Below are 9,518 nucleotides of genomic sequence, written 5' to 3'. Positions count from 1 at the left end.
GGTATCTTTTTCCCGTTCTCAATCAATTGTAGATTACCCTCTGATGCGGATGTCTTGGTCAGACGTTTCATATCTTTCCCGTCAGCATCCATGATGTAGATTTCGGAGTTCCCCTTGTTGAGCTGTATGTCTTCATAAGTCAGAGTGAAGATAATTTTAGTTCCGTCGGGAGAAGGTGTCGCCTCTGAGATGCGTCCAAAAGCTTCAAGAACTTCCGGTGTCATCATGCCGTCGGTTATTGTAACTTCCGGCTTTTCGATTACAGTCTCGTCTGTGTTCTGCTTGTTGCAGGCGCCGAGAACCGATAATGCCACGATTGCACTCATCGTAATCTTGAATTTAATCATAATCTTAATATTTGGAATTATTGTTGTTTGACTTTTTTCTGCTGTAATCATGTCTCTTGTTGACGGCATCCGTCATTTTCTTACGGGAGCAAGGAGCTTTGGAAGCGGTTTGCCGGTAATGGGGATACAAAGTCTCGATAAGGTCAGGACGATGCATTTTTTTCAGAGATTCTGTAATCTGTTTTCTTGATTCCGGTTTATACCAGAAGAAAAACTGTCGCTGAGCGAGTTTCTCTCGCTCGGTTCTTGCCGTGAACACTCTTTCCCCCGTGTAGGGATGGTAACCCGAATAATATATTTCTGTAGCCACAGTCATCGGGGTAGGAGTGAAATCCTGCACTTGTTCGAGGTGAAAATCCAGTTCCTTGGTAATGCATGCGAGCTCAGCCATATCCTCCTCACGACATCCCGGATGTGATGATATGAAATACGGTATAAGCTGTTGCCTCAGACCATTCCTGCGGTTTGTTTCATCGAAAATTCTTTTGAATCTTCTGAAAAGATCGAAAGAAGGTTTGCGCATAACGTCAAGCACAGAGGAGGAGGTGTGCTCAGGTGCCACCTTGAGTCGCCCGCTGACATGGTCTGTTATCAGTTCCTTCAGGTAGCAACGGTTTGCCGCAGCAGTTTTGTCACTCTTTGCCGCAGCCATTGCGAGGTCATATCTGACACCGCTTCCGATAAACGACTTTTTGACCTCCGGCAATGAATCTACTGCATGGTAAATGTCAAGGAGAGGGGAGTGGTCGTTGTTGAGGTTGGGGCATGGCTTGGGATGAAGACATGATGGTCTGGCGCATTTCTGACATATTTTTTTGTCGGATCCTCCCATTGCGTACATATTTGCCGATGGTCCGCCAAGATCAGAAATATATCCTTTGAAATCAGGCATGGAGCATACCTGTCCCACCTCTTTGAGTATGGATTCCTTTGACCTTGAAGCTATGAATTTGCCTTGATGGGCGGATATGGTGCAGAACGCGCATCCACCGAAGCATCCTCTGTGCATATTGACGGAATGCCGTATCATATCGTATGCTGGAATATGTTTTCCGCGGTATCGGGGATGCGGCATTCTTGTGTAAGGCAAATCAAAAGACGCATCTATCTCGTCGGATGTCATAGGCGGATACATCGGATTTATGCGAATCATGCGGTTACCGGTCTTCTGCCATATGGTTTTTCCCTCATATCTGTTGGATTCTTCTTCAACATGCCTGAAATTCAATGCCTGTGATTTTTTATTTTTCAGGCACTCTTCATAGCTGTGTAAGACAATGTCGGCCTCACCCGGTTTTTCATCTGAAAAGAAAACAGTCTGAGGAATGTCAGAGATGCTGTTTATCTCTTCTCCGTTCGCGATTCTTTTGGCAATTTCCAATATCGGGCGTTCTCCCATGCCGTATATTATCATGTCCGCTTTGCAGTCGGCAAGAATGGACGGACGCAGTTTGTCAAGCCAGTAGTCATAATGAGACACTCTTCGTAAAGATGCCTCTATGCCGCCGGCTATTACCGGCACGTCCGGATAAAGTTCCTTAAGGATGTCGGAATAGACTATGGTCGGGTAATCCGGACGCATACCGTGTCTCCCGCCGGGTGTGTAGGCATCGTCATGTCTGAGGCGTCTGTTCGCGGTGTAGTGGTTTACCATGGAATCCATAGCACCTGCTGAAACTCCGAAAAAAAGGCGCGGCTTGCCAAGTTTTCTGAAGTCTCTGAGGTCATCTCTCCAGTTTGGCTGGGGAACTATCGCGACTTTATATCCGGCTTTCTGTAGTACACGCCCGATCACAGCCGCACCAAAAGACGGATGGTCTACATATGCGTCACCCGAAAACAAAATGATATCTACCTGATCCCATCCAAGATCATTTATCTCATCCCTGGAGGTGGGAAGGTATTTGTTTCTTGGCGGCAAAAGCAGGTTGTTTGCCGAATCCTTATGATTTATGATTTTTTTATTATTTGCAGTCATCTGAAAGTCCTTTAATTATTGCCGGAATTGATGGAATCCAAGCGGTCTTTCAATTTCAGCATCTCATCGCGCAACTGTGCCGCCTCTATGAAGTCTGTACGTTTCGCGGCTGCGACCATCCGTGCGTTGAGTTTCTCAATCTGCACACTCAACTCATCGGGTGCCATATATCCGATTACAGGATCAGCAGCAACATCTACACGATGTTCTTCTTCATAATAGGGTCTTGGACTGACCTTCGCCTTGTTGTCTTTGTTTGAAACAGAAGTTTTCGGCGTTTTGCGTCCGCTGTCATTTCTCTTTTCAGAAGATTCATATATCTCAATGAGGTCGTTGCCGGATTTCTTGACAATCGGCGTGGGGGTTATGCCATGTTCCTCATTATATTGCATCTGTTTCTTGCGTCTGCGGTATGTCTCGTCTATGGTGCGTTGCATGCTGTCGGTTATTTTGTCGGCATACATTATCACTTTGCCGTGAACATTTCTGGCGGCGCGACCCGCAGTCTGAGTCAGCGACCTGTGGTTGCGCAGAAAGCCTTCCTTGTCGGCATCAAGAATCGCGACGAGACTCACCTGCGGAAGGTCAAGACCCTCACGGAGAAGATTGACACCAATCAGTACATCGTAGACACCCTGTCTCAGATCCTCGAGAATCCGTATTCTTTCAAGAGTATCCACATCACTATGTATATACGCGCTGCTTACACCCCACTTGATAAGGTGGTCATTGAGCTCTTCAGCCATGCGTTTGGTCAGCGTAGTGACCAGCGTGCGTTCTCCGGCTTCTATGCGCAGGCGTATCTGCTCCATAAGATCATCAATCTGGTTCATTGTAGGACGAATCTCAATTTCCGGGTCCAGCAGCCCGGTAGGTCTGATCACCTGTTCGGTGAAAACACCTTCCGTCTGTTGAAGCTCATAGTCACCGGGAGTAGCGCTGACATATATTGCCTGATTGGTGAGTCTTTCAAACTCATCAAATTTCAAAGGGCGGTTGTCGATCGCAGCCGGCAGCCGGAAACCGTATTCAACCAGATTCATCTTTCGTGACAGATCTCCTCCATTCATGCCGCGGATCTGCGGAAGGGTGACGTGGCTTTCATCAATAATTGTAAGGTAATCTTTGGGAAAATAGTCCAGAAGACAGAACGGACGCATGCCGGGTTCTCGCCCGTCGAAATATCTTGAATAGTTCTCGATACCGCTGCAGTGTCCGAGCTCTTTTATCATCTCAAGATCATAAGTGACACGTTCACGAAGTCTTTCCGCCTCAAGAAGTTTTCCTTCATTGCGGAAAAACTCGCATTGTGCTCCGAGGTCAACGGCAATCCTGTCAATAGCCCGTGCCGTGTTTTCTTTCGATGAGACGAATATGTTTGCCGGATAAATATTGAATCCGTCGAGATCTGTCAATACTGTCCCCGATTCAGGGTCGACAGTCTGTATGCTTTCTATCTCGTCACCCCAGAACACCACTCTTAACTGAATATCTTCAAAAGAGAGAAGAATGTCTACTGTATCGCCTTTCACCCTGAATTGTCCGCTCCTTAGCTCGATTTCCGTGCGGCTGTACAGTGAATCCACCAGCTTTCGGAGAAACGCGTTGCGCGATATACGGTCGCCACGGTTTATACGAACCACTGTCTGTGCGAAATCCTGAGGATTTCCCATACCGTATATGCAGCTGACACTTGATACGACCACCACATCGCGCCTTCCTGAAAGAAGAGCCGCCACAGTGGAAAGTCTGAGTTTCTCGATCTGGTCGTTGATCATCAGATCCTTCTCAATATATTTGTCAGAAGAGGGAATATAGGCTTCCGGCTGATAATAGTCGTAGTAACTTACGAAATACTGAACTGAATTTTCCGGAAAGAAGTTTTTAAATTCCGAATACAGCTGAGCGGCAAGAGTCTTGTTGTGTGACAATATAAGAGTAGGACGTTTCACCTGTTGTATCACATTTGCCATGGTGAATGTCTTTCCGCTTCCGGTGACTCCAAGGAGGGTCTGATGGCTCATTCCCTGGTTCACACCCTCTGTGAGTTCAGCGATCGCTTCCGGCTGATCGCCCGTAGGTCTGTATTCTGAAGTGAGTTTAAAATCCATAACCGCAAAAATAGTAAAAATGACCAACATGTCAAAAAATTAGTTGTTTGAAAAACTATTAAAACCATACGATATCGTGTTAAAAACGGATAAATTCGTATCAATCGAGTCCATACAGCTTCTTTATAGGCATACACGGTTTGTTAAAATTTGGATAGGTGAATAAAATAGGTTAACTTTGCAGGTGAAAAAGCAGATATCATTTGCATAAACATATAATAAAATGAGAAAAAATGTTGTAGCAGGCAACTGGAAAATGAACACAACGCTCGAAGAGGGTGTTGAGTTGGCAAACCAGATTAACAGCCTTCTTAAGGGTAAAACAGTGAATTGTGATGTTGTTGTATGTGTTCCTTTCACTCATCTTACAAGTGTAAACGCAGTTCTTGAAAGCGAACTTGTAAAGCTTGGTGCAGAGAATTGTTCAGAGCATGAGAAAGGTGCATACACTGGCGAGGTCAGCGCGGCTATGGTTAAATCGACAGGTGCAACTCACGTGATACTCGGTCACAGCGAGCGCCGTCAGTATTTCGGAGAGAACAACGAGCAGCTTCTTGCAAAGACAAAACTCGCTCTTGCAAATGGCCTTACACCTATTTTCTGTGTAGGTGAAGTTCTTGAAGAGAGAGAGAACGGCACATATAACGATGTTGTAAAGTGTCAGGTAGAGGCTCTGTTTGATCTCAGCGCGGAGGATTTCGGAAAAATCATCATAGCTTACGAACCTGTATGGGCTATCGGTACCGGTAAAACCGCTACAGCCGAGCAGGCTCAGGACATGCATGCCCACATCCGCAAGGTAATTGAAGACAAATATGGCAAGGAAGTTGCCGAAGACACTTCAATACTTTATGGCGGCAGCTGTAAACCAGGCAACGCTCCTGAATTGTTTGCGAAACCGGATGTCGACGGAGGTCTTATCGGAGGCGCGGCTCTTGAGGCTGAGTCTTTCCTCGGCATAATCGAGGCTTGCTGAATCGCGTGATACTCACATACGGTTTTTACCGCTAAACAGACTGTAATGGCATCGCTTAATAAATTAATAGCGACATTCCTGATATTTGTTGCAACCGGGGGATACATTCTCCCGGTTGCCGCTCAATCTGAAACGGGTTCAAAAAGTGAGAATCCGGTGAAATCCATCGAACTTGGTTCGCATGGCAATGTCGTTATCTCCATTCCTGATGATATTCTTGATCTGTTGATTTCCGATCAGGACATGGTAAAGAAATCGAATGGTCCTGTCATCAAGCCCGGTATCAACAAAATGACCGGTTATCGAATTCAGGTGTTCAGTGATGGGCGTAGTCAACACTCTCTCGAATCAAGGGCAAAGGCACGCGGAAGTGCGATAGTTTCCCGTTTCCCGAAATACAGAGGGCAGATATATACGTTTTCAAGTGCTCCGAACTGGTATACGCGTGTCGGGAATTTCATAAATTCAGAAGATGCGGCATCAGCACTTGCAGAGTTGAAGAGAGCGTTTCCGCAATTCGCCTCAGAAATGCGTGTCGTAAAGAGTCCGATTGTCATAATCAAATAAAAGAGTTCGTAGAATCAATATAATAATGGGACGTATCGAAAATCATAAAGAAGATCTTGTTAATCAGATTGCAGAGCATTATTCGGCGATTCTTAAGCTTGTGGGCGAGGATCCTGAACGCGAAGGTCTCAGAAAAACACCGGTGAGGGCGGCGAAGGCAATACTTGATATCACTTCGGGCTATCGCAGCGAGCCATTGACAATAGCGCGTCAGGCGATTTTTGAGCATGCCGGTTCGCAAATGGTTATTGTCAAAGACATAGAGTTCTACAGCATGTGCGAGCATCACATACTTCCTTTTTTTGGTCGCGTCTCTATAGGTTACATCCCCAAAGGTAGTATGATAGGTCTTTCAAAACTCGCACGCATAGTTGACAGTTTTGCAAGACGCCTTCAGGTGCAGGAACGTCTCACTTCCCAGATCTGCAATCTACTTGACGAGGCAATGCCTACAGATGGAGTCATAGTCTGTTGCACAGGAGAACATCTATGCATGAAGATGCGTGGCGTGGAAAAACAGGATTCCGCCACAACTACTTTCGATTACAGCGGCCGTTTTGCTGAAGAGCCTACACTGCGCGAAGAATTCATGCGTCTCCTCAACTGTTGAAACGTGTCTTTACATTTTTTAAGCTATAAGTATCCACTTCTCATTATGGCTCAGGTTTTTGTGAAATATCTGTAGGAGTGCGATCTTTTTCTGAGATAAAAGAAGGGGTATATTTATATGTAGATAAGAAAATACGGCCAAATTTTTAGTGTTAAATTCCCATACTGAACATCAGATTTTTAAGGAAAATTTTTTGGTTCAAACAAGTTCAAACTTTATTTCAGTCCTGATGCCTGGAGAATTCGTATGCCTGAAAATATAATCCGGGCTGCCTGTTTGGCAGCCCGGATTGTATTTAAGCTGATTATGATTCAATGAATCAATTGCAGTGCTTGGTTTGATTTTTCACTCATCAATTGTTTTAGAAACGGTTTACCTGATATTTGTTCCAACCGTCTTTAAGATACGCGATTGACTGCTCTGCCGCGGCAACGCCTGCGTTGAAGTTGGCTTCAGCTGTCTGCGCACCCATTTTCTTTGGAGTGAAGAAAACGCGAGATGCGAATTTGTGTTCAAATTCTTCTGCTGCATCCGGTTTGATATCTGACACATAACGCAAGTCAGGGCGTTCTTCAAGAGCCTTCATCAATCCTGCCTCGTCAATAACCTCTTTGCGGGCGGTATTTACAAGTACACCGTTCTCAGGCATAAGCATGACGAGGTCATAACCGATGGAATTGCGGGTCTCGGGAGTTGCCGGAATGTGAAGTGAAACGAAGTCATTGTTTGCAAAAAGCTCCTTGACATCGTGAAGCGGCTTGATTCCGTCCGCCTCCATCACAGCATCGTCAACGAATTTGTCAAGAGCCTCAAGCTTCATTCCGAATCCTTTGGCTATGCGTGCAACGTTACGTCCCACCTGTCCGTAAGCATATATGCCCAAAGATTTGTCTTTCAGTTCAGTACCTGATTTGCCATTATACTGGTTGCGGCACATCATCACTATCATTCCAAAAACGAGTTCGGCGACTGCGTTGGAATTTTGCCCGGGTGTGTTCATAACGCAAATCTTGCGTTCCGATGCCGCATCGAGGTCGATGTTGTCATATCCGGCTCCGGCACGAACTATTACCTTCAGCGCTTTTGCGTGGTCAAGAAGTGCACGGTCTACTTTGTCGCTTCTGACAATCAATGCATCCGCATCAGCGATTGCCTCCACAAAATCCTCTCGGGTTCCCCCCTCGACGAGCTTGAGTTCATTACCGGAAGCATTTACAGTATCCGCTATAGCCTTTACTGCTGCGGGAGCAAAAGGCTTTTCGGTGAAAACCAATATTTTCATAGATAAATTCTGATTAATGTTTAGCTTCGAATTCTTTCATTGCATCTACAAGCACTTTAACACTGTCGAGAGGAAGTGCGTTATAGAGAGAAGCACGGAATCCGCCTACTGAACGGTGTCCCTTTATGCCCACGATTCCTTTCGAAGTCGCAAACTCCATGAAGTCTTTTTCAAGTTCGGCATAATCGGGTTTCATTACGAAGCATACGTTCATGATTGATCTGTCTTCTTCAGCTACCGTGCCGGTGAAGAGTTTGTTACGGTCGATTTCATCATAAAGCAACGTTGCTTTTTCCATATCGAGTTTCTCCATAGCCTTTACACCGCCCATCTCTTTGTAATAACGCAGAGTCATGAGAGCGGAATATATAGGAAGAACCGGAGGAGTATTGAACATGGAACCTTTCTTGATATGTGTGCGGTAGTCGAGCATGGTTGGAATCTCTCTGTTTACCTTGCCGAGTATATCTTCCTTCACAATTACTATTGTCACACCGGAAGGTGCGAGATTCTTCTGTGCGCCGGCATATATCAATGAATATTTGGTCGGATCAAATTCACGGGAGAAGATGTCGGATGACATGTCGCACACTACCGGCACTTCCGTGTCGAAATCGTGACGTATTTCTGTTCCGTAAATTGTGTTGTTTGAGGTGAAGTGGAAGTAATCCACATCATTGGGGATTGTGAAGTTCTTGGGTATATAGTTGAACTTTGTGTCTTCTGATGATGCGAGAACTTCTACGTCTCCGAAAAGTTTAGCTTCTTTAATGGCGTTTGTAGCCCATGTGCCGGTGTTGATATAAGCGGCTTTCTTGTTAAGAAGGTTGAACGGAACCATGCAGAATTGCAGACTTGCACCGCCACCGAGGAAGAGCACATGATAATTCTCCGGAAGGTGCAGAAGCTCTTTTGTAAGTGCAACCGCCTCATCCATCACAGCCTGAAATTGTTTGCTACGGTGTGAGATCTCAAGTATTGAGAGTCCCATGTCGGAGAAATCCTGGATAGCCTCGGCTGTCTTTTGAATCGTGTACGGACTGAGGATACTTGGTCCTGCATAAAAATTGTGTTTCTTCATGATCGTTTTAAATGGTTAAAATGAATTTTATTGGCAAATATAGTGCTAAAATCATAATGACAAAAATTTTTGGCAATAAAAAAGAGGACAGATGTTGGAAAACATCTGTCCTCTTATGTTAAAATGTGGATGTGTTTTTGACAAATATGTGATAATTAATAATTTGCCTCTAAATTGATATTTAGCCGACATTTTCGTTCAAATAAGCGTTGCCTCCGACATTTCATCTGGTCTCTTCGTCCATGTAGGGATTCAGCCTGCTCCATTCCGAGACAGGAGGCATGATTCCGAGAGAAATCACTTCATCTCGCAATGCGCAAAGATGCTGATAACTCTTTTCAAGTGCGGCGTTTTCTTCAGGAGTGCCATCTACCTGTCTGAATGATACCCCGTCTTTATTTATGGTTGTCTCCATTGCCATCATAATATGGCTGAATTTCTTGTCGTTGACGTACACGCCTGCCGGCCATTTGAACGAAGGACCACCCATAGCTGCCGCAATCATTTCAATCGAAAGATATGCAGGACTCTGGAAAGAGGATCTGCCACGGAGGTCAATTATATTC

7 protein-coding genes and 2 pseudogenes are annotated in these 9,518 nt (G+C 45.2%); 3 read left to right on the top strand and 6 right to left on the bottom strand.

Going from position 1 to position 9,518, the window contains the following annotated elements:
* From JX312_RS04840 to uvrB, 3 genes and pseudogenes are all read right to left on the bottom strand, one after another.
* A pseudogene (locus JX312_RS04840) lies at positions 1-347 on the bottom strand (PD40 domain-containing protein); the annotation flags it as partial.
* Positions 348-351: 4 nt separating this feature from the next.
* Positions 352-2,325, bottom strand: coding sequence for a YgiQ family radical SAM protein (locus JX312_RS04835; protein ID WP_123407527.1), 1,974 nt, complete (start codon positions 2,323-2,325; stop codon positions 352-354).
* Between the two features lie 11 nt (positions 2,326-2,336).
* The gene (gene uvrB / locus JX312_RS04830; protein WP_204457232.1) at positions 2,337-4,436 is read right to left on the bottom strand and encodes an excinuclease ABC subunit UvrB; all 2,100 of its coding nucleotides are present in this window, start codon (positions 4,434-4,436) and stop codon (positions 2,337-2,339) included.
* A gap of 223 nt (positions 4,437-4,659) precedes the next feature.
* Here uvrB and tpiA point away from each other — a divergent pair, with 223 nt between their 5' ends.
* From tpiA to folE, 3 genes are read left to right on the top strand one after another with little or no spacing between them, the layout of a single operon-like run.
* Positions 4,660-5,412 carry a triose-phosphate isomerase gene (gene tpiA / locus JX312_RS04825; RefSeq protein WP_204457231.1) on the top strand — a complete coding sequence of 251 codons (753 nt, stop codon included), beginning with the start codon at positions 4,660-4,662 and terminating at the stop codon, positions 5,410-5,412.
* Between the two features lie 45 nt (positions 5,413-5,457).
* A complete protein-coding gene (locus tag JX312_RS04820; RefSeq protein ID WP_123407521.1) occupies positions 5,458-5,979 on the top strand; it encodes an SPOR domain-containing protein in 522 nt (173 codons plus the stop codon).
* Between the two features lie 25 nt (positions 5,980-6,004).
* Positions 6,005-6,589 (top strand): GTP cyclohydrolase I FolE, encoded by a 585-nt coding sequence (gene folE, locus JX312_RS04815; RefSeq protein WP_124030905.1) that lies wholly within the window; start codon positions 6,005-6,007, stop codon positions 6,587-6,589.
* A gap of 361 nt (positions 6,590-6,950) precedes the next feature.
* Here the strand turns inward: folE and JX312_RS04810 are convergent, their stop codons facing one another.
* From JX312_RS04810 to JX312_RS04800, 3 genes and pseudogenes are all read right to left on the bottom strand, one after another.
* Positions 6,951-7,871, bottom strand: a complete 921-nt coding sequence (locus JX312_RS04810) for an NAD(P)-dependent oxidoreductase (protein ID WP_204457230.1) — start codon at positions 7,869-7,871, stop codon at positions 6,951-6,953.
* A gap of 13 nt (positions 7,872-7,884) precedes the next feature.
* A complete protein-coding gene (gene serC / locus JX312_RS04805) occupies positions 7,885-8,952 on the bottom strand; it encodes a 3-phosphoserine/phosphohydroxythreonine transaminase (RefSeq protein WP_123407678.1) in 1,068 nt (355 codons plus the stop codon).
* A gap of 223 nt (positions 8,953-9,175) precedes the next feature.
* Positions 9,176-9,518 (bottom strand): annotated as a pseudogene (locus tag JX312_RS04800) (malate dehydrogenase); the annotation flags it as partial.

Source organism: Barnesiella sp. CU968, assembly GCF_905219685.1.
Lineage (GTDB): Bacteria > Bacteroidota > Bacteroidia > Bacteroidales > Muribaculaceae > Lepagella > Lepagella muris_A.
This window is presented reverse-complemented; position numbering and strand designations above follow the sequence as displayed.

Coding starts and splice junctions, on each gene's coding strand:
- JX312_RS04810 (WP_204457230.1), bottom strand. CDS start 7,871: ATGAAAATATTGGTTTTCACCGAAAAGCCTTTTGCTCCCGCAGCAGTA.
- JX312_RS04820 (WP_123407521.1), top strand. CDS start 5,458: ATGGCATCGCTTAATAAATTAATAGCGACATTCCTGATATTTGTTGCA.
- serC (WP_123407678.1), bottom strand. CDS start 8,952: ATGAAGAAACACAATTTTTATGCAGGACCAAGTATCCTCAGTCCGTAC.
- tpiA (WP_204457231.1), top strand. CDS start 4,660: ATGAGAAAAAATGTTGTAGCAGGCAACTGGAAAATGAACACAACGCTC.
- folE (WP_124030905.1), top strand. CDS start 6,005: ATGGGACGTATCGAAAATCATAAAGAAGATCTTGTTAATCAGATTGCA.
- JX312_RS04835 (WP_123407527.1), bottom strand. CDS start 2,325: ATGACTGCAAATAATAAAAAAATCATAAATCATAAGGATTCGGCAAAC.
- uvrB (WP_204457232.1), bottom strand. CDS start 4,436: ATGGATTTTAAACTCACTTCAGAATACAGACCTACGGGCGATCAGCCG.